The organism is Streptomyces sp. ICBB 8177 (assembly GCF_003144095.1).
In the GTDB taxonomy this organism is placed as follows: domain Bacteria; phylum Actinomycetota; class Actinomycetes; order Streptomycetales; family Streptomycetaceae; genus Streptantibioticus_D.
Genome location: NZ_NSKH01000002.1, coordinates 90,407 through 110,961 on the forward strand (window position 1 = coordinate 90,407; position 20,555 = coordinate 110,961).

Consider the following 20,555-nt stretch of genomic DNA (forward strand, 5'->3'; position numbering starts at 1 on the left):
GGGCGGACATGGAGGACGGAGCAGCGGTGGCAGGCGCAGGAGCTGAGGCCGACGGCGGGCCCGAGGACAGGCTGCTCGCGGGACGGTACCGGGTGCGCGGCGTGCTCGGCCGCGGCGGCATGGGCACGGTGTGGCTGGCGGTCGACGAGGTACTCGGCCGCGAGGTCGCCGTGAAGGAACTGCGCACCTACTCCGACGCCTCCGGCGCGGAACTGGCCGAACTGCGGGTGCGCATGCGGCGCGAGGCCCGGGCGGCGGCCCGCGTCCGCAGCGGCGGCGTGATCGCCGTGCACGACGTGGCGGAGGAGGACGGGCGTCCGCTCATCGTGATGGAGCTGGTCGACGGCCCGTCGCTGGACGACGTGCTGCACGAACGCGGCACCCTCGATCCCCGTACCGCCGCGGGCATCGGCGCCCGGGTCGCCGAAGCCCTGGCGGCCGCCCACGCGGCGGGCGTGCTGCACCGTGACGTCAAGCCGGGCAACGTCCTGCTGGAGCGCGGCGGACGGGTGGTGCTGACCGACTTCGGCATCGCCACCATGGACGAGCCCGGCGACGGCACGCCGTCCAACCTCACCAAAGCCGGCCATCTGGTGGGCTCCCTCGACTTCATCGCGCCGGAACGCGCCCAGGGCATGAACCCCGGCCCGGCGTCCGACGTGTGGTCGCTGGGCGCGATGCTCTACGCGGCGGTCGAGGGCGGATCGCCCTTCCGGCGCAGCGCCGAGTGGTCGACCCTCGCCGCCATCGTCACCGACGAGCTGCCGGAGCCGGTGCGTGCGGGCGCGGAACTGGGCGCCGTGCTGCGGGAGTTGATGCGCAAGGACCCGGCGGCCAGGCCCGACGCGACACGCGCGCGTGTGCTGCTCGACGCGGTGGCGGCGGGAACGCCCGTTCCGTCGGCCTCCGGCGGCCCCGTCGACCCCCGGGTCGCGAGCCCGGCCCCGGCCGGATTCGGGCCGGCGCCCGCCCCGTACGCGGACCCGGTGACCGCGGACCCCGAACCTGCGGCGTCCGCCGTACCGCCCATGCCGGGCGGGCCCGAGTCCGCGCAGACCGCCCCCGATGCCGAGACGCGTCCGGGGCCCGGCTGGCGGCCGCCGCGTATCGCGGGCGGTGACGGGCAGGGGCGCCCGCCGCGCGAGAGCCGCAACCGGGGCAGGACGGCCGTCATCGCCGCGGCGGCGGCCGTCGTCCTGGCGGGCGGCGGCGTGGCCTGGTCGCTGGTCGGCGGGCCGGGCGGATCCCGCTCCGGCACCTCACCGCAGGCCATGCCGTCCATCCCGGGCAGCCTGCCGTCCGGATCGGCCGGCACCGGCTCGCCGTCCCACAAGGCGGGTTCGCCGTCCGCGTCGGCGTCCCGCTCGGGCGCCGCCGCCCCCTCGGCAAGCGGTACGACATCGTCCGCGCCGGGATCGGGCAGCCCCGCGAAACCCCGCTCCGACGGCAAGCCCGGTACGGGCAAGGGCGGGTCCTCGCAGGGTGGCGCGGGCGCCCCCAGCGCCAGTGCGCCCGACCTGCCGCCGCCCTCCTCCGACGCCGGCTACATCCCCGGCTCGGTGGCGTCGGCGGACGGCTGCGTGGCGTGGCTGGACTACAAGGTCTCCGGCTCCGGCGGTTTCGCCATGGGAAGTGTGGAATCCAGCGGCAACGACTGCGAGATGCACTTCTTCCGCGCTTACCCGTCCAACACCCAGTCCAGCCAGAACCTCAACAGCTTCCACACCACCAACGGCGCCCAGAAGCTGTCCACCGACTGGTACTGGGACGGCGGGGGTTACTACGCCGGCGTGTGCGTGTGGGAGGCCGGACACGACAACGAGTCCAACTGCGGTGCCCGCTACTACGTGGCGAACGGTCACCTCTCGTCCGAGTGACCCCGCTCGGCGTGCGCCCCGAGACCGCCGGCGGCCCGACGGGCCCTACTCACGGGCCAGGGCACCGCGTTCACGAGGGCACGGCGCCTCGCGTCCGGGGCCGGCTCGCGGGAAGCCGCAGCAGCGGCGCGGCGTGCAGGCCGGGGCGGGCGCGGGTCAACCCGGTCCGGAAGTCGACCGTGTCCCGCCCGCGCAGGCCCAGGCCCTCGGCGGCGCAGCGGAACGTGGCATAGCGGGCGGTCGGGTGCCTCGCGACGGCGTCAGCCGCCCACGTGTCCAGGGCCGACAGCGCGGCGCGCACGCCACCGCCGGGCATGCCGTCGCGGCCGGCGCCGGCCAGGGCCGCCGCCCGGTCCCTTTCGCGTTGCACCTCGTTGAACCCGCACACCCGCCAGGCGACATCCTCGGCGTCGCGCAGCGTCGGGCACTGCCGCGCGTACAGGGCGTGCGCGAGGCGGTTGCGGCTCAGCACGGTGCCCAGCGGAAGGCTGAAGACCGAGGCGCTCGTCGGGGTCAACGGCACCGGGCGGCCGGTGTCGCGGACCAGGCAGCCCCCGCGCAGGCCACGGGCGGCCGCCGCCAGCAGCGCGCTGGCCTCCGAGGGATGCCATTCGAAGACCCCGGACACCGCACGGCAGTGCTCCGCGGTGAGCGTGGACCGGTCGTCCCCCAACCGCGGTGACAGATCCTCCTCGGGGATCTCGCAGTCCAGTCCCGGGCCGGCCACGTGGACCCGCGTGGTGACCCCCGCGGTGGCGCAGGCGGCGACGACCAGCGCGTCCGGCAGCGGACTGAGCAGTGTCGGCTCGTCCCCCCGGGCGAGGACGTCACCGCCCACGTCCACGACGTCCACCTCCCCGTCGCCGTAGCGCTCCACCACCTCCCGTATCTGCCGCGCCAGCCCGGGCACACCGCCGTACGGGTCCAGCAGCCCGATGTCCGGGGCCAGTTCGGCGGACAGCCGCGGCAGCGTCGACCCGGCGGGCGCGACGGGCCGGGTGCCCGGGGTGAACAGCGGTACGCGCGGCGTCAGTTGACGCAACCCCGTGAAGTCACCGGGCCCGCGGGGGCCCGGCACGGGGTCCACCACCAGGCGTTCCCACGCGTAGCTCAGCATCACGGCGGGGCGGCCCGGGTACAGGGCGTTCGCCACGACAGTGGTGCCGATGGGATCGCCACCGCCACCGGCCGCGATCAGGACGCGCCTGCCGCCGCGCTCCGCGGACCCGGTCACGAGGCGTCCCCCTTCCCCCGCGGGGCGCCTCAGTGCTCGGCCGTCGCGGTCAGGCCGGAGATGCGCACCGGCTCGCCGATCGCCTTGCGGGCCCGGGCGTTGCCCCGGTGCAGGCCTTCGTAGTACGCGCGGTCCCGCTCGATCACCTCCCGGGAGAACAGCATCCAGGACAGGATGTCGCGGTACTTGAAGCCGTCCGCGGTCAGCTGGACGCGGTCGGTGGGGAGCCTGCGCAGCAGCCCCAGTTCCTCGGCGGCGCCGAGCACGGGCTCGAAGAGGTGGGCCGACTCCCGGTACCCGAACCGGTCCAGCTCGCGCAGGTCCAGGTCGAACAGGTCGAGCACCAGCCGCTTGCGGATGAGTTCCTCGTCGGTGAGCACGAAACCGGTGCGTGGGGTCAGCGTGTGGTCGCGGGCCGACCTGATGTAGTCGCCCACCTCGGCCATGCTCGGTTTGACCGCACCGACCATGTAGTCGACGGTGCTGGTGTAGCTGCGTGCCCCCGCGCCGAGGCCGAGCAGCGGGACGCCGTGGAACGTCAGCACCTTCTGCTGGTAGCCGCCGCGTCCCAGCCGCTTGTAGCGAACGTTCGACTCCTGGACGTAACCCGCCTGCTTGAAGCGCTCGTTGGCGTAGTCATAGCGCTCGTAGAGGCCGGGATTCCACATGTACTGGTACTTGCCGGTCCGGGAGAACCAGGCGTCGGGGCGGACCGTCAGGAAGTAGGTGCTGATGGTCTCCGGCGCCAGCAGGGCGAGTTCGTCCACCGAATGCCGCCAGCTCTCGTCGGTCTGACCGGCGAATCCCATGATGAGGTCGGTGGACAGGTTCGCCAGTTCGAGGTCGCGGACGATGGCGACGGCCTCACGGATCACCCGCTCGTTGGCCTGACCCCGTCCGGCGGCGCGGATCTCCTCCGGCACGAGCGACTGGATGCCGATGTTCGCCCGGGTCAGCCCCATCGCGATGAGCCCGCGCAGGGTGGCCGGCTCGTTGACGATGGAGTCCGGGGTCGCCTCGATGGCGACTTCCTCCACCGTGCTGCGCCAGTTGGGGTAGACCTCGTCGAGAGTGGCGAAGAGCTGCTCGAAGTGGCGCGGGGACAGCAGGCTCGGCGTGCCGCCACCGATGTAGACGGTCCGCAGCCGCCGGCTCTGGATGACCTCGGTGTGATCGCGGATCTGCGTGCACAGCGCGTCCATGTACGCGTCGTACACGTCGGCGTCCTCGGAGATGACGGTGTAGAGGTTGCAGAACCCGCATTTGTAGCGACAGAAGGGCACGTGCAGATAGAGGTTGAGCTCCGGGACCGTGTGGTTCGTTAAGTCGCGGGCCCAGATGTCGTCGATGCGCAGCGAATCGGGCAACGGCCGGTAGGCGGAGCGGGAGGGATAGGCGTAGTTGAACGGTGGAATGACTCCCTCCGCCAGGTAACCGGCGAGTTCGTCCCTGACACTGTTCACGGGTGTTCTCCTCCTTGTATTGCCCTTGTGCTGCCCTGGCGTTCACCGCGCTCTTCGTGAAGCCGCGGAATTCTGCGGAATTCCGTCAGAACGCGATACGGGAACCGCTCAGCGTTGCCGCGGTCTCTTCAGCCGTTGCGGATCGTGCCGGGCGATGGACGGAAAGACGGGCCCCATGGGGCGGAACACGCGCTGTCGCCGCGCTCTGTCGCACGCAAGCCGGGCGAGGCGGACGCGTGGGTGGGCGTCGCCCTGGGGCTGAGGACGTCGGCCGGCGCAAGAGCCCGAAACCCCCCCGGCGACTGCCTCGACAAGTAAATACACGTCAGGTCACAGGCCGACAGGCCCGGATGCTACGACTCGTCACATTGTCGCGCACCCCCTGCTCGTGTCTTCCTACGAACCTCGTCGCCGACGCCGGTTCGGGGGATGAGCCGTGCAACACTGCGAAAACCGGCGCTGAGGGCGGACGGTTTCCGCCGCGCCGATCCATGAAGTCTCCACATCCCGGAAAACCCGAGGTCTGACCGGGTGTGCGGATCGCCGGAGACCGAGTTCGCCGGAATTTCAGGTCAGTTGGAATCGGTGGCCGAGCAGCACGCCGCCATGGACACGGGGGCGGTGAGAACGCTGTGACCGAACGAGCCGGTGCGCGGGCGCCTGTGGGATTACGGGCCGTGCTGAACGTGACCGGGCCCTGGCTGCCGCTGATCTCGTTCCTGGCCCGACTGCCGGCCGGGCTGTGCCCCACCGGAACGCTGGTGATGGTGACCTCACTGGGCGGCATCCGCCGTGCGGGCCTGGTGGCCGGGTGTCTGTGGGCCGGGCAGGCGGTCGGTGGGCCGTTCATCGGCCGCCTCGCGGACCGCCGGGGGCAGCGCCCCGTCCTCCTCGTCGCTTCCGTGCTCAACGCGACCGCCACCGCGGCGCTGGTCGCCGCCGCGCTCCGCTCCCGGCCCGCGGCGCTCCAGGCCGCGTGCGCCATAGCGGCGGGGCTGACCGTGCCGCAGGTCGGTCCGCTCTCACGCAGCCGCTGGGTGGGGCTGGTGCGGGAACACCGCGACGCGCCGGGGCTCGCAGCCCGGGCGGTGTCGCTCGACACCACGCTCGACGAGATCGGATTCATGGTCGGCCCGGCCCTGGTGGGCGTGCTGGCGCTGGCCGTCGGCCCGGCGGCGGGCGTGGGCTGCGCCGCAGTGCTCATGCTGGTCTTCGGCACCGCCTTCGCGCTGCACCCCACCGCTCCGCCCGGCGCGGCGGCCGCCCGTGACCGCGCCGAGCCGCTGCTGTCCCCGTCGCTGACCGCGCTGTGCGGAATCGCCGTGTTGCAGGGCTGCTTGTGGGGCGCCACCAACGCCGGGATCAACGCGCTGGTCCACGGCCCGGGTGAGCAGGGGGTCGCGGGGCTGGTGTGGAGCGCCATGGCGGTCACCAGCACCCTGGCCGGCCTGGCGGTGACGGTACGGTCCCGTGGCCCGGTGACGCCACGGCAGTTGAAGGCCGCGGTGGCCTGCGAAGCGGCGCTGGCCTGCTCGCTGCCGTGGGTACGCGGATTCGCCGGGGCCACCGCCGCCGTGGCGGCGATCGGGTGCGCCGTGGCCCCGCTGCTCATCGCCGTCTTCGGGCTCGCCGCGCGGACCGCCCCGGCCGCGCGCATGGGCGAGGCGATGTCCCTGCTGGGCAGCGGCCTGATCGCGGGACAGGGGATGGCCGCGATGGCGGCGGGCCAGCTGGCGTCGCTCCACGGGCCGGGCTGGGCCTTCGGCCTGGCCTGCGCGGCGGGGATCTGCGCGTCCGGCGTGGCCTTCGCGTTCCCGCGCTCCGGCGCGCGTGCCGCCGTCGACCTCGTGAGCGCCGAGCGGCGTGCGGCCGCCGTCGACCCCGTGGCCGCCGAGCTGGTGATCCCGCCGCAACGGCCCGCCCGCACCGAGGGAGGAACATGACACCACATCACAAACCGGCACTCCTGGTGATCGAGGCGCTGGCGACGGCCGGTGAGTACCTGCTCGACTCCGCGCGGCGGCTCGGCGTCCGCGTCTTCGTGGCCACCCACGCGGACGTCTTCGCGGCCTACCCGCCCGCCCTGCGCGACCGGATCGACGGTGTCGTGTTCACCGACTTCGCCGACCAGGAGGCCGCGGTGAAGGAACTGGCCGACTTCTGCCGGGCCGCCGGCGTGGGCGCCGTGGTGGCCTGCTGGGAGTTCACCTCGCCCCTGGCCGCCGCACTCGCCGCGGAACTGGGGCTGCCCGGGAACGACCCGGCGCGTGCCGACGGCTGCCGCAACAAGCTGAGGATGGCCGAGTTGTTCCGCCGCCAGGCTGTGCCCGCCCCGAAGACCGTTCCCACGGAGCGGGACGGCGATCCGGTCCACGACGCCCGGGCGGCGGGGATCGGCTACCCGCTCGTGGTGAAACCGGCGGAGGAGGCCGGGTCCATGGGGGTGTCCGTGGTCACGGGGCCGCAGCAGCTGCCCGAGGCGGTCCGGCTGGCGCGCTCCTGGCCCGTGGAGTTCTCCCACGGATTCCCCCTCGACGACACCGCGCTCCTCCAGGAGTACGCGGACGGCGCGGAGTTCAGCGTGGAGACGATTCTGTGGTCGGGACGCGCCACGCATGTCGCGATCACCGAGAAGTTCACCACCGGCGACGGCAGCCGCGCCGAACTCGGCCACACCGTCCCCGCCGCCCTGGAACCGGAGGACGAGCGGCTGCTGTGCTCGGCGGTGGACGCGGCGCTGGAGGCGCTCGGTGTGACCGACGGCCCGGCGCACACGGAGGTGAAGCTCACCGGCGCGGGCGAGGCCCGTGTCATCGAGGTGGCGGCCAGGCCGCCCGGCGGTCACATCGTCCGGCTGGTGCGACTGGCCACCGGAGTCGACCTGACGGCGGCACAGATCCAGGTGGCGTTCGGCTCGGAGCCCGACGTGGCGCCCCGGGCGCACGGTGCCGCGGCGATCCGCTTCGTCACCTCACCGCAGCCCGGCGTCCTCACGGCCGTGCACGGGCTGCCCCGCCCGGGGGACTCGCCGGGTGCCGCGCGGGTGACCGACGTGGCGATGTACGCCGAGCCCGGCGCGGCGGTGAACGGCCCGCGGGACAACCTCGGCCGACTCGGACACGTGATCCTTCAGGCGGCCACCGCGCGGGAGGCCAACGCGGCGGCGGCCCTCGCCATGGCGGGAGTGGTCGTGGACGTGGCCCCCGTCGCCGACGAGGGCGCCACGGAAGGCGGCTGTCAGGCCACGACCACGACCACGACGGATACGGAGTGAAGCGGTGCGACGGATAGCCTTTCTGCGGTCGGTCGAGGTCGAACGGGCCGTCCCGTATCTCGGCCTGATCGCCCCCGACCTGGAGGCGGCCGGTGCGGTGGCGGGACTGTTCCACACCGACGGGGAGTGCGCCCCGGGGGAGTTCCCCGGCGAGGCGCGGAAGATCCCCGCGGACGCGCCGCCCGGGTGGATCGCCGACACCATCGAGGCCTGGGGCGCGGACGGTTGCGTCTCGCTCTCCCTCCCCGACGAGAACGCGCTGCGCGACGCGGTCGTCGGCGAGCTCCTCACCGACCGTGGCATCCCCGCGGTGACGCACTCGGTACGCGCCACGGCTCTGCTGGCCAACAAGCACGAGACCAGGACCGCGGTGTCGGCCGCGGGCCTGGCCGTCCCGCCGGGCCTGCTGATGGACGGCGATCTGCTGGCGGGCCGCAACCTGCCCGTCCCGGCCTACCGCGACGTCCTGCGGCGCCGGGCCACCGGGCTCGGATTCCCGCTGCTGACCAAGCCGTTGTGGGACAACCTCAGCAGCGGCATCCGCTTCCTTCCCGACGCCACCGCGCTCGACGCCTACCTCCAGGACCCCTACGACGGCAACGCGGTCCTGGAGGCCTGCCTGACGGGAGAACTGTGCTCGGTGGAGATCGTCGGCCGGGACGGGGAGTACCTCGTCCAGCCGCTGGTGTGGAAGGGCCGCACCGGCGGCGAACCGTCCTTCCTCTTCGGCCAGTTGAGGCACTGCGCGCCACGGCCGGAGCGGGAAGCCCTGTTCGGGCCGGTGGGGGAGCGGCTGGTGGCCCTGTGCCGGGAACTGGACCTGAACGGTGCCGTCGAGGTGGAGATGATCCACGCCGACGACGCGTTTCACGTCATCGAGATCAACCCCCGGGTCTCCGGTTCCACCGCCATGTCGATCGCGGCCTCGGAGTGCAACACCTACGCGTGCCTGCTGCACATGCTGCTCGGCGACTGGACCGCGTACCGCACCGGTCTGCGCACGCGGCGGCGCAGGTGGTCGCTGGAGTTCCCGGTGGGCCACGTCACGCCCGAGTTCGAGCGGGCGGCGCGGGCCGAGCTGGACGTGGTGAGGGTGAGCAACCTCGTCATCGACGGCCGGGACCACGGCGGCAACCTCGTGCTGGCCTGCGCCTACGGTGAGGAGGGGCGGCTGCTGCGCGGGCTGGAGCGGCTGGAGTCGCGGTTCGGCACCCTGGGCCGAGCCGTCGTCGGACAGGTGGCGGACGTGGTGTCCCGCCATTGCCGCACACCGGCCGAGACCGCGCCGGCCACGCCATGACGACCCGTACGGACCGCCCGGCCGGCGTCCGGCGGCGCACCGGGTCACGACTGGGCCTGCCCGAACTGACCGGCCACGGCCGCCTGGTGGGCGCCAACCTGATCGACAGCCTGGGCACCGGACTGGTGCTGGCCTTCACCGTGGTCTACTTCGCCAGGACCACGTCGGTCCCGCTGGCGCGGATCGGCACCGCGCTGAGCCTCGGACGGCTACTGGCGCTGCCAGTACCGGCGCTGGTCGGCCCCTTGCTGGACCGCTACGGTCCGCGTCGCGTCGCGGTGGCGGCCAACCTGGTCTGCGCGGCCGGATTCCTCGGCTTCCCGGCCGCGCGGTCGCTGTGGTCGATCGTGCTGACCCAACTGGTCGTCCAAGGCGGGACCACGGCGTACTGGACGGCGAGCCGTTCCCTGGTGTCGCTGGCCGCGTCGTCCCCGCTGGAGCGTCCCCGGTGGTTCGGGCTGGTGTCCGCGCTGCGCAACACCGGCATGGGACTCGGCGCCGTGGTGTCGTCCGCCACCGTGGACGTCGCGGGCGTGGCCGGGCTGCGCGCGGTGGTCGTGGCCAACGCTGCCACCTTCGTGGTCGCGGCGTGGCTGATCGCCACCTGGTCTCCCACGCGTTCGCCAACGGGTCCGGTGAGCAGTAAAGTTGACGGCCCATCATGCCAATCGGGTTACAGGACGGTTCTGCGAGACAGCGCCTACCTGCGGCTGGTGGCCGCCAACCTCGCCTACGTGCTCGGTGCGATGACGCCGTCGGTCCTGCTCGCGGTGTACGTCACCGGCAGCGTCCGCGCGCCCGCGTGGCTGGTCGGCGTGCTCCTGGCCCTCAACACCGCGGTCGTGGCGACGTCGCAGACCGCCGTGTACCGGTTGCTGGAACGCCACCGGCTGTCCCGGATCGCCGCGGCGGGTCTGGTCGTCGACGCGGCCGCGTTCCTGATGTTCGCACTCGTTCCCACGGGTGGCGGGGCCGTCGCCTGCGCGGTCCTCGTCACCGCCATGCTGGTGTTCACCGCCGCGGAGGTCGTGGGATCGCCGTCGCTGAACGAATTGAGCGTGCGTCTGTCCGCGCGGCACCTGCAAGGGCGTTACCAGGCGGTCTACCAGATGTCCTGGGCCGTCGGCGGCGCTCTCGCGCCCGCGGCGCTGACCGGGCTGCTAACCCTCGGGCCGCTGTGGCCCTGGATCGCCCTGGCGCTCGGCGGCGCGGCGGCGGCGGCCCTCGCGCTCACCCTGGACGGCCGTCGGGCCGAGGGCGCCGTGTAGTGGCGCGACCGCGTGTGGCGCAGGGAGCCGCACCGGCGGTGCGGTCGGGCCGCACGGCCAGGCCATCAGGTCCGCGAGGACGAAGACGACGAACGCGAGTCGGGAGCAACACCATGCGGGTCCACAGTGTCGACGGCACGAGCGGCGTCGATCCCGCGGCCTGGGACAGCCTCGCCGGGCCTGCGGGCTTCTACGCCACGCACGGCTGGCTCGCCTCCCAGGAATCCGCCGACGCCACGGCACGCCACTTCGTGGTGGAGGCGGACACCGGCCGACCTCTCGGCGCCGTCGCCACCTACCTGTGCCACCGCGTGGCCAACCCCAACTACCGCGTACGCGAGCTGTTCCCCGACCTGCCGTGGCATCAGGACCGGCCGGTGCTCCTGGCCGGGGGGACGCAGGGCTACCAGCATCCGCTCCTCGTCGCCCGCGACCTCACCACGTCGGACCGGCGGCGGGTGCTCGACCTGCTGGTCTCGGCCGTACGCGAGTACGCGCGCGGTGCGGCCGACGGCGTCACGTGGTGGCTCTACCTGCCGGACGCCGACGCCAGGGAACTGGCCAGGTGTCTCGGCGCGGCGCCGCGCCTGGTGCGTGGTGACTGCGCGATCGAGCTGCCGGGCGGCTCCTTCACCGACTTCCTCGCCGGCTTCCCCTCCCGGCGCCGCCGGATCCTGCGTCGCGAGGACGAGGCGTTCGAGGCGGCAGGACATGAACTGCGACACCTGCCGCTGTCCGCCTGCTGGCGCGAGGCCGGTGCGTTGCTGGCGCTCACCCAGCGCCGCTACGGCCACCGCGTGGACGACGAGGAGATGGCCACTCTGCTGCGGCGGCAGTGCGAGGCCACCGGCGACTCCGGCACGGTGCACGCATGCATCAGCGGCGGCCGCATGGCGGGCTTCTGCCTCACCTACGGATGCGGCGACACCCTGTACGCACGGGCCTCCGGCTTCGACTACGGCCAACTCGGCGGAGCCAAGGAGCACTTCAGGATCTGCTACTACGATCCCATCCGTCTCGCCTACGCCACCGGACGGCGCAGCTACCACCTGGGCGTCGGCTCCTACCGGACGAAGACGCTGCGGGGCGCGGCCGTCACCGCGCTGTGGGCGCTGTGTGACGGCGACCCCCGTTGGACCCGCGAGGGCGCCGCCGAGCACAACGCCGTGACCGCCCGCACGCTCCTCGCCGACATCCCCTCGCACGCTCTGCGGGACCCGTCGTCGTGGCCGTCCGTCCCCGAGCGGGACGTGGGCGACCCGGTGCGGACGGTGTAATCGGGGGAAGGCTGCCGCCTGCGGGCGCCGTCGGCCTCCGCGCCCACGGCCCTCCGCCGCCTTCTACGTCTCGTAGTACCTTTTGTTCGGTATGGCGGCCCCCGAGGACACACCGGGGCGACGCGGAGGCCGGGCGTGCGCGGAGGGCCGGCGAGGCAGGAGGGCGGTGGCGGATGGCAGGCGACGGGCACGGGGACGGCAGGCGGCGTGCGCGGGGCGAGCTGGAGAGCGAGGTGCTGGCCGCGCTGTGGGCGGCGGGCGAGCCCGTGACGGCCGCGGCCGTCCACGAGCGGGTCGGCGGCGGCACCGCGTACACCACGGTCCTGACCATCCTGACGCGGCTGTGCGGCAAGGGTCTGGTGACCCGGCGGCGGGAGGGGCGCAGCCATCGCTACGTCCCGGTCGACGACCAGCCGGGGCTGGCCGCGGCGGGCATGCACTCGCTGCTCGACGAGGGCGGCGACCGGGCGCAGGTGCTGGCGCGTTTCGTGTCGGAGCTGTCCGTGGAGGACGAACGGCTGCTGGAGCGGCTGTTGCACGGCGACGCGCGCGGGCAGGGGTGACGTCGTGTTCTGGCCGTTGCCGATGTATCTGCCGCTGCTGGTGAGCGTGGTGCTGGCGCTGGTCGCGCCGTGGGCGGGCCGCAGGATGCCGCCGCGCACGGCGGCGTGGGCCATGGCCGGCTCGGCGGTGGTGGCCGCCGGGACGTGGGTGACGCAGCTGGCGATCCTGGCGTTCACCGCCGTGAGCCAGGTGCCGCTGGTGGCCGCGCGCGGACGCTGGTCGGTGGGCGTGCTGGCCGCCGAGGACCCGGTCAGCCGTGAGGTCGCCGCGGTCTGCGCCGCGGTGGTGCTGACCGTGGCGGTCAGTGTCGCGGTGGCGTCATGGCGGCGGGGCCGGGCGATGGTCGGCGCGTGGCGGGAGTGCCGACGGCTCGCGGCCGGTGGGGACCTCGCCGTGCTCGACGACCCGGTGCCGACCGCGTTCGCCGTGCCGGGCCGCCCCGGGCGGGTCGTGGTCTCGTCGGGAATGCTGCGGTTGCTGGACGCGCCGGAGCGCCGGGCCCTGCTGGCCCACGAGCGGGCGCACCTGCGCCACCGGCACCACCTGTTCCTGCTGGTCCTGCATCTGGCCTCCGCGGTCACCCCGTTGCTGCGGCCGGTCGAGCGGGCCGGGGCGTTCGCCGTCGAGCGGTGGGCGGACGAGGAGGCCGGTGCGGCGGTGTCGGACCGGCCGCTGGTCGCCAGGGCCCTGGCTCGGGCCGCCCTGGCCGCGGGCCGGGCCCGTCCGGGGACGCTGTCCGCGACCGGGGGCCCGGTGCCGCAACGCGTGCGGGCCCTGCTGGCACCGCCGGTACCGCGCCGCAGGGTGGAGGTGGCGGCGTTCGCCGTGCTGGTGGTGGTGTGCTGCGCGAGTCTCGCCATCGCGGCCCGCGACACCGACCGGCTCTTCGACGCCGCGGGTGTGCAGGTCCGGGCGGCCGGAGTGCATCTGCGCGCGCTGCGTTGACCGGGCGTCGGCCCGGGTGCCGGTCCCGCCGAGGGCGCCGCCCGGACGCCGCGGACAGTGTCGTCGTGCGCTACTTGGCCGCCGTGTAGATCAGCAGCGCCGCCCCGGCGAGCACCGATATGCCGACGATGACGAGCAGTGTGCTGACGATCACGAAGACGATCAACTGCCCCGCCCGCACCAGCGCGGTGGGCTCCTCGTCCCGTTCCGCCCGGGAGGCGGCCCGGGACCCCGTGCGGGCTCCTGGCCGGGCGTCACGGCGCGAGCGGTTCCTGTGGCCCGGGGTGCTGGTGTCGGTCATGGGGTTCCTCCGTTGACGGTGCTCGGGCGGACGGCTTCCGGGGTGGACGGGTTCGTGGCGTGCGCGGGATGTGCGCCATGTGTGAGACGCATGAAGGGCTCGCGGAGTTCACGGGTGCGCGCGGGGGGTGTTGTCGCGGCCCCCGTCTCGCGTGCCCACGCGAGGCGCTGCCACGCCGCCCGTCACCGGATCGGGCCGGTGGGCCCGACGGGGGCGAACAGTCCGTGATGCGGGAAGCGGATCGTGGCGACGACGAACACGACGGGGTTTCGCGGGTCGTCCAGGTTCACCGTGATCTCGTGCGCGGGGTGCGAGTCGGGCGCGGTCAGTGTCGTCCCGGCCCACCGGTGACCTGACGGGAAGCGCCAGCCGACTCGCCCTTCGAGGCCGGCCGGGACCCGCACCGCGGTCGTGCCCTGGTGCAGCCGCGCCGTGCCGCTGCCCAGCCCGGCCAGGAACGCGGCCAATCCGGCCCGGCCGGTGGTGAACCGTACGTAGAGGGAGTCCGTCTGCCATGAGTTCGCCTCGTAGAACTCGACGTCGCGGGCGTCCCGCGGGATCGGCACCTCGTAGACGCCGCACTGTACGGCGGACGGGGTGGCGTGCACCACCCCCGCCATCTGGGCCCTCAGCTCCTTGTCCGTCGCCGCGCTGTGGCTCTGAAGCCCGGAGATCACCAGATAGACGGCCGGGATCACGATCAGCAACGCGGCGACGCCCCGCCGGACGCGGGCGCTGCCGGGCGCACCGGTCATCGCGGGCTCGCCCGGCCGTGACACGGCCATGGTCCCACCGCCACGCCCGCCGCATCGGGTGTCATCCGTCATCCCTCCCGGGTTCATCCTGGGGACCACCATACTTCTACATCATGTAGTAATTTCGGCACCGGCCCGCGGTCGGCGCTCGTGGTATCGCCGTCCGGCGAGCACCCCTCGCGGCCTGCGCCTGTGCGGCGCGGCCGACCCCCCATACAGGCAAGTTCTACATCATGTAGTAGTTTCCCCGGCGAGCGCCCGACGCGTCCGGTGCGGGCCTGCCCGCGCGGTCGCGCGCGGGCGTGCCCCCGGCCCGCGCGGCCCACCGGGGGCCGAGCGCCCGGGGCCGTGCGCGTTTCCCCTCAGGAGGCTGAACGCCTGTGTCCACCTGCGACGAACCGGCCGAGGAGCCGGCGTTCCCGCGACCCGTCGTCACGCGGCCACCGGCCCCTGGCCCCGGGCGCGTCGTCATCGTCTCCGCGAGCGTCGGCGCGGGCCACGACGGCGCGGCGGCGGGACTCGCCCGCCACCTCACCGCCCACGGCCACCCGGTGGACCGGCACGACTTCCTCGACCTGCTGCCCGCGGGAACCGGACGACTGCTCTCCCGCGTCTACCACCGCCTGCTGCTGTGGGCGCCGGCCTGCTACCAGCGCCTGTACGCCGCGACCGAACACACGCGGCGGCCCGGTGTGGTGTGGTGGGCGTTGTTCCGCAGCGCCGAGCGCCGGACCCTCCGGGCGATACCACCGGACACGTGCGCGGTCGTGTCGACCTACCCCGGCGCCAGCCAGGTCTTCGGCGCGCTGCGGCGCCGCGGCCTGCTGGGCGTACCGGCACTCACCTACCTGACCGACTTCTCCGTCCACGCCATGTGGGTCGCCCCCGGCGTCGACGCCCACCTGGCCGTGCACGCGATACCGGCGGCCCAGGCCCACGCGCGGGACGCCGCGAACGTCACCGTGGCGGGACCCGTGACCGACCCCCGTTTCACCCCCGCCACCGCAAGTCAACGCCGCGCGGCGCGCGCCCGTTTCGGTCTGCCCGACGACGTGCCGTTGGCCCTCCTGGTCGCGGGCTCGTGGGGCGTCGGGCCGGTGCGGAGGGCGGCGACCGAGATCCGCGACAGCGGCGTCGCCGTGCCGGTGGTCGTGTGCGGGCGCAACCAGGCCCTCGCCGAGCAGTTGCGCAGGGACGGCGTCGGGCACGCCTACGGCTGGACGGACGACATGCCCGGCCTGATGAGGGCGTGCGACGTGCTGGTGCAGAACGCGGGCGGACTCACCTCGCTGGAGGCGTTCGCCGCCGGGCTGCCGGTGGCCAGTTACCGCTGCATCCCCGGCCACGGCCATACCAACGCCGCCGCCCTGGACGAGGCCGGCCTCGCCGCCTGGATAACCGGACCCGGCGATCTCGCCCGCGTCCTGACCGAACTGCTCCACGGTCCCCGCGGCCTGGCCCAGCGCGCCGCCGGGCTGGCCCTGCACCGATCGGCCACCGGCCCGCTGCCCGCGATCGCCGTCATGCTCACCGCCGCGACCGGCGGCCGCCCGGCGCCGCACCCGCGTCCGGCCGTCCACCGCCGTCCGGTGCGGCGCCGCATCGGGGTGATGGCCGCCGTCGCGGCGGTCACCGTCTCGCTCGGCATCGCCGCCCCGCTCGCGTACGCCTACGCCGAAGCCCCCGCCCACCTCCCCACCGTCGCGCGCCACCAGCACGGAGCCGCCCGATGACCGCCGTACGCCTCGCCCGTGCCGCCGCGCTCGCGTCCGCCGCGGCCCTGCCCGCGCTCGCCGCCCTCCACGCCGCGCCGTCGGTCTCCACTTTCGGCCCGTTGCGCAACCGCACGATGCCACGACTGGCCGGGCGGGGCCGCCGCGACCACATCGCCCTCACCTTCGACGACGGCCCCGACCACCTGGCCACCCCGCACTTCCTCCGCCTTCTGGAAGCCCGCGGTGTGCGTGCAACGTTCTTCCTGCTCGGCTCGATGCTGGTCCGTTCGCCCGGCCTGGCACGCGAGATGGCCGCCGCCGGACACCAGATCGGCATCCACGGCTGGCACCACCGCCCGCTCGCGCTGCGCGGACCGCGCGCCACCTACGACGACCTCGCCCGCGCCCGGGACGCCGTGACCGACGTGACCGGCCGGCCACCGGCGCTCTTCCGGCCGCCGTACGGGGTGATGTCCACCGCGGCCCACCTCGCCTGCCACGGCCTGGGTCTGACCCCCGTGCTGTGGACCGCCTGGGGCGAGGACTGGCGCCGTCGCGCCACGCCGCGTTCGGTTCACGACACCGTCGTACGGGACCTGCGCGGCGGCGGCACGATCCTGCTCCACGACAGCGACTGCACCTCCGCCACCGGTTCGTGGCGCATCACGCTCGAAGCGCTGCCCGAAATCCTCGACACGTGCGACGCCCGCGGCTGGGCGGTGGGCCCGCTGGCCGACCACGGCGACCGGTGGACGACCGGGGGAGGCGGCGCGGGGGCCGACGGGTAGGGCGCGGTGCGCGAGGGGGTGGCCGGACGGGAACGCCGCCGAGGAGGCGTTCCGGGCCCGAGGAGCGGGTTTTCAGATCGCCAGGGCCGGTCGTGAACAGGGCCGGCCGTCCAACTGGCCTGGCCACCCGGCGCAGTTGCTGACCGGATCACGCGTAGGCCATGGGTCCATGGCCCGTGGGTCGCCCCCTGCGGGCTCAACACCCGCCCGTGCGTTCACCCGACGGTCCCGCCGATCCGGGAAGATCGCGAGAAGAATATTCCCATTGTCCGTATTTGAGGTCTATGCCGTTTTAATTCCCATGGTGAGTTGGGCTCGTGTGGTTTCAGCCGGGTCGGCTCGGGGAGGTGGGGTGTGTCACATGCGTAGTCGTTGGGAGTGACCATGAAGAAGAAGACCCTGGCCATGGCGTTCGCCGCCGCCCTGCTCACCGCCGGCGGCGCCGGCGCGGCCTCGGCGGCAGCGGCTCCGCAGCAGCAGCCCGCGCATCCCACGAGTTCCACGGGCGCGACCGCGGGCACGACCAAGGGCGCGACCACGACCACGACGTTCCACTGCTCCCAGCCCGATCGCACGTTCACCATCTCCGCGGACCCGTGGGTCATGGGCCAGTACGACGCGTACTACGGCCAGCAGGGCTGCACGCACACGCAGTAGGACGGAGCCGGTGGACCGGTTCCGAACGGCGGCCCCGGCCGGGCGATCCGGCCGGGGCCGAGGCGCGCCGGCCGGATCGCCCGTCCGGCGGGTCAGCCCGCGGCGCCCGGCGCGAACGTCACGTCCGTGGTGTCGACCGTGCCTCCGCGGCGCCCGGGGGCCTTCTGGAACCGCCAGTAGAGGTTGGTGTGGGCGATCACCTTGTCGGGAGTCGGCGCGCCGTACCTGCTGAGGTCCTTCGTGCTGTGCGCGTCGGCGACCAGCGTCACGTCGTATCCGCGCACCAGCGCGCCGTGCAGCGTCGAGCGGACGCAGAAGTCGGTCTGCGCGCCGGTGACGACGAGCCGGCCGACCCCGCGCTCGGCGAGGACCGCCTCCAGATCGGTCTCCTCGAACGAGTCGCCGTACTCCTTGTGCACGAGTGCCTCGCCCGCCTCGCGGACCAGCTCCGGCACGTACTGCCAGCCCTCGCTGCCCCGCTTCAGTTCGTCGTCGGAGTGCTGCACCCACACCACGGGCACGCCCTGCGCGCGGGCCTTGCCGACGACCGAGCGGATGTTGGCGATCACGCCGTCGCGGTCGTGCGCGCCGTCCATCACCTCGTTCTGCACGTCGATGACCAGCACGGCGGTGTGCGGTCTGCCGTCCAGGGTCGTCATGTGACCTCCAGTTCCTCGCCGGTCCCTCGGAGTTGATCCTTCGCTCACGATAGGCCGTGGCACCGACAACGCCGACCGTGTTGTGGCGGCAGGATCGTGAACCGCCCTGAAGGGCCCGCGCCGCGCGGTGAGCCTCCCGCGTCCCGCGCGCCACGTCGTCCGGCACCCACGGCTCGCGTCGCCCGCAGATCCGTCCACGCGCCTCCGCGGGCTCGCTGGCCGGCGGGAAAGGTAGAGTTCCCTAGATAACTAGGAAAACCATGGTGTCGAAGACTGTGGGAGGGTCGCGATGGAGTACCTCATCGACCGGCGCAGCGGGGTGGCCACCTACGTGCAGATCGTCGAGCAGACGAAGCGCGCGCTCCGCCTCGGCTTCCTGCAGCCCGGCGAGCAACTTCCCACCGCGCGCGAGGTCGTCGAGGCGACGGCCATCAACCCCAACACCGTGCTGAAGGCCTACCGGGAGCTGGAGCGCGAAGGCCTGGTCGAGAGCCGTCGCGGTGTGGGCACCTTCGTACGGCACTCGCTCGGCAAGCCGCAGGCGTCCGCGGACTCCGCGCTGCACGCGGAACTGACCGAGTGGATGCGGCGGGCACACGCCGCCGGTCTCGACCGGGAGGACGCGGCAGCGCTCGTCGCCTCCGTACTCGACGCCTGGTTCCCGGTGACCCAGTCCGCGTCGGCGGCACACCACCGCGCCGGGGACGCGGTATGAGCAGGGTGTTCCGTTCTGCCGGCGGGCGGTCCGGCGAACTGGCCCGTGCGGCGGCGGGCCGGCACCCGTCCGGCGAGGTGGCCGTCGTGGAGGCCCGCGGCCTGGGCAAGCGGTACCGCCGCCGCCACGCCCTGAGCGACTGCTCCTTCCGCATACCCGCGGGCCGCGTCCGCGGCCTCGTCGGGCCCAACGGCGGTGGCAAGAGCACCCCGTCGTCGGCTCCAGCAGGTTGGCCGTGATGCCGAGCAACGTGCTCTTGCCCGCCCCGTTGGGGCCGACCAGGCCGCAGATCCGGCCGGCCGACAGCCGGAACGAGCAGTCGCAACGCCCATCCGCGCTGGTACTTCTTCCCCAGGCCGCGCGCCTCCAGCGCGGGCCCGTCGCCCGGGCCCGAACGGCTCGTGCTGTCGTCCACCCGTACTCCTCACTCCCCGAGTCACTCCCCCGAGGACTCCCCGAAGCCGGACGCGACGGATCGGCACGCCGATCCCACACCGGGGCATTTCACTAGAACATTAGTGGAATGAGGGTGAGGAGTGGGAGAAGGTCAGCGGTCGCCCGTGCTCAGGAGCGTCAGCAGGCCCTCCATGCCGTCGGTCTCCACGGCTCGCCGCTGCCGCTGTTCCCCGGTGCCGTGCTCCAGCAGCCGTTCCACGCCTGCCGACACCCGTCCCAGGTCGCCGGTGTCGTCGAGCGCCTTGCGCAGGTGATCCATGAGCGAGACGACGACCTCGGCGGCGGGGCGCGGTTCGCACGAGAGCGGGTCGACCAGGTCGCCGTTGAGCCCGTGCCGTGCCGCCTGCCAGTTCGCCGCCGCCAGCAGCTCGTCCGGTACGAGGGGGCCCACCGCCGCCCCGGACTCGGCCTCGTCCAGCCCGGTCGCCACCAGCGCGCGCACCACACCGGCCAGGGTCACCGCGTCCTCGACTGCCAACTGCACGTCCATCGCCCGCACTTCGACCGTCGGATAACGCTCGGACGGCCGCGCCTGCCAGTACACCTGGCCGCGGTCGCGGATCACCCCGACGCGCTTGAGCCGCTCGGTACGGCGTTCGTAGTCCCGCGGGCCGTCGAACACCGGCGGCGGACCGCTGACCGGCCACCGCCCGAAGACCACCGTGCGCCAGCTGGCGAATCCGGTCTCCGCCCCGTCCCAGTAAGGGGAGTTGCCCGACAGGGCCACCAGGACCGGCAGCCACCGCCGGATCCGGTTGAGCACCGCGATCGCCCGCGCGCGGTCCGGCACGCCGACGTGCACGTGCATGCCGTTGATCATCTGCTCGTCCACCAGCAACGCGGCGTCCGCCAGCATCCTGCGGTACCGCGGCTTGTCCGTCACGGGCGCGGGCCCCAGCAACGGCGCCGCGCCACTGGCGGCCACCCGGCACCCCGTCTCCGCCGCGGCCGCGTGCAGGGCGCCCCGCAGGCGGCGCAGATGCCGCTCGACCTCGTCGAGGGTCTCGCAGACCGGGGTGGCGACCTCCACCTGTGCCTGCAACAGCTCCCGTTCGACCTCACCGCGGTCGATGCCGGGCTGCCGCGCCGCCGCGGCCCGCACCTCCTCCCACCGCGAGACGGGATGGCCGCTGTCCGCGTCCAGCAGCAGGTACTCCTCTTCCACACCGACGCTCACCATGCTGCGCGCGTACCCGCCACCCCGGTCCGCCAAGCCGGAGCGGGGTGGCGGGTACGCGCGTCGTGACAGGACGCGCGCGCCGGGCAGGAGCCATCATGACGGTTCGCGGCACTCTGGGTGCAGGAGG

General features: G+C 73.7%; 18 protein-coding genes and 2 pseudogenes. 13 read left to right on the top strand and 7 right to left on the bottom strand.

Translation table 11 applies throughout. From position 1 onward, the window contains the following. Positions 1-26: 26 nt before the first annotated feature. On the top strand, positions 27-1,877 hold the full coding sequence (locus tag CK485_RS00675) for a serine/threonine protein kinase (RefSeq protein WP_275124462.1): 1,851 nt from the start codon (positions 27-29) through the stop codon (positions 1,875-1,877). Positions 1,878-1,947: 70 nt separating this feature from the next. On the opposite strand, the gene CK485_RS00680 is transcribed toward CK485_RS00675, so the two are convergent. Together CK485_RS00680 and CK485_RS00685 are read right to left on the bottom strand one after the other, a co-directional pair. Continuing rightward, complete coding sequence (locus CK485_RS00680; protein WP_109445721.1) at positions 1,948-3,111, bottom strand: DUF1152 domain-containing protein; 1,164 nt, start codon at positions 3,109-3,111, stop codon at positions 1,948-1,950. Between the two features lie 29 nt (positions 3,112-3,140). After that, entirely contained in the window at positions 3,141-4,574 is a 1,434-nt protein-coding gene (locus CK485_RS00685) for a radical SAM protein (protein ID WP_109445723.1), read from the bottom strand. Positions 4,575-5,251: 677 nt separating this feature from the next. On the opposite strand from CK485_RS00685, the gene CK485_RS00690 reads away from it, so the two are divergent. The 7 genes from CK485_RS00690 (at position 5,252) to CK485_RS00720 (ending at position 13,202) form a co-directional block, all read left to right on the top strand. Next, positions 5,252-6,517: an MFS transporter gene (locus CK485_RS00690; RefSeq protein WP_109445725.1), complete on the top strand. Its 1,266-nt coding sequence runs from the start codon at positions 5,252-5,254 to the stop codon at positions 6,515-6,517. Beyond that, positions 6,514-7,848, top strand: coding sequence for an ATP-grasp domain-containing protein (locus CK485_RS00695; protein ID WP_109445726.1), 1,335 nt, complete (start codon positions 6,514-6,516; stop codon positions 7,846-7,848). Before CK485_RS00690 ends, CK485_RS00695 begins: the two co-directional genes overlap by 4 nt. Before the next feature lie 4 nt (positions 7,849-7,852). After that, positions 7,853-9,148: an ATP-grasp domain-containing protein gene (locus CK485_RS00700; protein WP_109445728.1), complete on the top strand. Its 1,296-nt coding sequence runs from the start codon at positions 7,853-7,855 to the stop codon at positions 9,146-9,148. After that, positions 9,145-10,416: an MFS transporter gene (locus CK485_RS00705; protein ID WP_146214471.1), complete on the top strand. Its 1,272-nt coding sequence runs from the start codon at positions 9,145-9,147 to the stop codon at positions 10,414-10,416. Before CK485_RS00700 ends, CK485_RS00705 begins: the two co-directional genes overlap by 4 nt. Positions 10,417-10,529: 113 nt before the next feature. After that, entirely contained in the window at positions 10,530-11,693 is a 1,164-nt protein-coding gene (locus CK485_RS00710) for a GNAT family N-acetyltransferase (protein ID WP_109445732.1), read from the top strand. Between the two features lie 173 nt (positions 11,694-11,866). After that, complete coding sequence (locus CK485_RS00715; RefSeq protein WP_109445734.1) at positions 11,867-12,256, top strand: BlaI/MecI/CopY family transcriptional regulator; 390 nt, start codon at positions 11,867-11,869, stop codon at positions 12,254-12,256. Positions 12,257-12,260: 4 nt separating this feature from the next. Next, positions 12,261-13,202, top strand: a complete 942-nt coding sequence (locus tag CK485_RS00720; RefSeq protein ID WP_109445736.1) for a M56 family metallopeptidase — start codon at positions 12,261-12,263, stop codon at positions 13,200-13,202. Positions 13,203-13,272: 70 nt separating this feature from the next. Here the strand turns inward: CK485_RS00720 and CK485_RS00725 are convergent, their stop codons facing one another. Together CK485_RS00725 and CK485_RS00730 are read right to left on the bottom strand one after the other, a co-directional pair. After that, entirely contained in the window at positions 13,273-13,503 is a 231-nt protein-coding gene (locus tag CK485_RS00725) for a hypothetical protein (protein WP_109445738.1), read from the bottom strand. Positions 13,504-13,685: 182 nt separating this feature from the next. Beyond that, complete coding sequence (locus CK485_RS00730; protein WP_109445740.1) at positions 13,686-14,288, bottom strand: hypothetical protein; 603 nt, start codon at positions 14,286-14,288, stop codon at positions 13,686-13,688. 350 nt (positions 14,289-14,638) lie between these two features. Between CK485_RS00730 and CK485_RS00735 the strand changes: the two genes are divergently transcribed. The 3 genes from CK485_RS00735 to CK485_RS00745 all read left to right on the top strand — a co-directional run bounded on the left by CK485_RS00735 (position 14,639) and on the right by CK485_RS00745 (position 17,418). Beyond that, positions 14,639-15,991: a glycosyltransferase gene (locus CK485_RS00735; protein WP_109445742.1), complete on the top strand. Its 1,353-nt coding sequence runs from the start codon at positions 14,639-14,641 to the stop codon at positions 15,989-15,991. After that, positions 15,988-16,761 (top strand): polysaccharide deacetylase family protein, encoded by a 774-nt coding sequence (locus CK485_RS00740; protein WP_109445744.1) that lies wholly within the window; start codon positions 15,988-15,990, stop codon positions 16,759-16,761. The genes CK485_RS00735 and CK485_RS00740 overlap by 4 nt, the downstream gene beginning before the upstream one ends. Before the next feature lie 384 nt (positions 16,762-17,145). Continuing rightward, positions 17,146-17,418, top strand: a complete 273-nt coding sequence (locus tag CK485_RS00745; protein WP_146214472.1) for a hypothetical protein — start codon at positions 17,146-17,148, stop codon at positions 17,416-17,418. Positions 17,419-17,510: 92 nt separating this feature from the next. Here CK485_RS00745 and CK485_RS00750 read toward each other — a convergent pair whose 3' ends face one another. Then, positions 17,511-18,077: a cysteine hydrolase family protein gene (locus tag CK485_RS00750; protein WP_109445748.1), complete on the bottom strand. Its 567-nt coding sequence runs from the start codon at positions 18,075-18,077 to the stop codon at positions 17,511-17,513. Between the two features lie 289 nt (positions 18,078-18,366). On the opposite strand from CK485_RS00750, the gene CK485_RS00755 reads away from it, so the two are divergent. Next, a complete protein-coding gene (locus tag CK485_RS00755; protein ID WP_109445750.1) occupies positions 18,367-18,792 on the top strand; it encodes a GntR family transcriptional regulator in 426 nt (141 codons plus the stop codon). A gap of 38 nt (positions 18,793-18,830) precedes the next feature. Continuing rightward, positions 18,831-19,001: pseudogene (locus CK485_RS00760) on the top strand (ABC transporter ATP-binding protein); the annotation flags it as partial. On the opposite strand, the pseudogene CK485_RS29965 reads toward CK485_RS00760, so the two are convergent. Together CK485_RS29965 and CK485_RS00770 are read right to left on the bottom strand one after the other, a co-directional pair. Next, positions 19,000-19,207 (bottom strand): annotated as a pseudogene (locus CK485_RS29965) (ATP-binding cassette domain-containing protein); the annotation flags it as partial. The pseudogenes CK485_RS00760 and CK485_RS29965 sit on opposite strands and share 2 nt — an antisense overlap. A gap of 132 nt (positions 19,208-19,339) precedes the next feature. Next, the gene (locus CK485_RS00770; RefSeq protein ID WP_109445752.1) at positions 19,340-20,428 is read right to left on the bottom strand and encodes a glutamate--cysteine ligase; all 1,089 of its coding nucleotides are present in this window, start codon (positions 20,426-20,428) and stop codon (positions 19,340-19,342) included. Positions 20,429-20,555: the final 127 nt, after the last annotated feature.

Excerpts from the sequence above, each read along its gene's own strand:
- CK485_RS00770 (WP_109445752.1), bottom strand. The coding sequence starts at position 20,428 with ATGGTGAGCGTCGGTGTGGAAGAGGAGTACCTGCTGCTGGACGCGGAC.
- CK485_RS00730 (WP_109445740.1), bottom strand. The coding sequence starts at position 14,288 with ATGGCCGTGTCACGGCCGGGCGAGCCCGCGATGACCGGTGCGCCCGGC.
- CK485_RS00710 (WP_109445732.1), top strand. The coding sequence starts at position 10,530 with ATGCGGGTCCACAGTGTCGACGGCACGAGCGGCGTCGATCCCGCGGCC.
- CK485_RS00750 (WP_109445748.1), bottom strand. The coding sequence starts at position 18,077 with ATGACGACCCTGGACGGCAGACCGCACACCGCCGTGCTGGTCATCGAC.
- CK485_RS00745 (WP_146214472.1), top strand. The coding sequence starts at position 17,146 with ATGAAGAAGAAGACCCTGGCCATGGCGTTCGCCGCCGCCCTGCTCACC.
- CK485_RS00695 (WP_109445726.1), top strand. The coding sequence starts at position 6,514 with ATGACACCACATCACAAACCGGCACTCCTGGTGATCGAGGCGCTGGCG.
- CK485_RS00755 (WP_109445750.1), top strand. The coding sequence starts at position 18,367 with ATGGAGTACCTCATCGACCGGCGCAGCGGGGTGGCCACCTACGTGCAG.
- CK485_RS00715 (WP_109445734.1), top strand. The coding sequence starts at position 11,867 with ATGGCAGGCGACGGGCACGGGGACGGCAGGCGGCGTGCGCGGGGCGAG.
- CK485_RS00705 (WP_146214471.1), top strand. The coding sequence starts at position 9,145 with ATGACGACCCGTACGGACCGCCCGGCCGGCGTCCGGCGGCGCACCGGG.
- CK485_RS00725 (WP_109445738.1), bottom strand. The coding sequence starts at position 13,503 with ATGACCGACACCAGCACCCCGGGCCACAGGAACCGCTCGCGCCGTGAC.
- CK485_RS00740 (WP_109445744.1), top strand. The coding sequence starts at position 15,988 with ATGACCGCCGTACGCCTCGCCCGTGCCGCCGCGCTCGCGTCCGCCGCG.